General features: G+C 44.9%; 1 pseudogene. It reads right to left on the reverse strand.

The annotated features are described in order from the left end of the window. Positions 1–193, reverse strand: a pseudogene (locus AF337_RS44535) (hypothetical protein); the annotation flags it as partial. Positions 194–276 lie beyond the last annotated feature (83 nt).

The following is a 276-nucleotide window of genomic DNA, read 5'->3' on the forward strand; positions in this document are numbered from 1 at the left end:
TTGTTGCAACGGTGCAGTCTTCATTCAAATTGTAGGACTGGCCCATCTTTGTCCGCTCTCCACTCAGAGCCCGACTGTGATCCGCAGAAATAGCGACACCGTTTTGAGTGGTGACACATCCAGACAGACCGAAAATGATGGAAAGGACAGAAATCGAAATAGAGTTTTCTTTCAAAAATCGCGAACCCGGCATTTTGTTTTTCATCTCATAGTTTTATTAATAGCGTGCTTCACCTTATTCAACCAGCAGCTTATTGCAATGGTACAGGCGTGCGC

This window comes from Rhizobium ecuadorense (assembly GCF_001187535.1).
Taxonomy (GTDB): Bacteria; Pseudomonadota; Alphaproteobacteria; order Rhizobiales; family Rhizobiaceae; genus Rhizobium; species Rhizobium ecuadorense.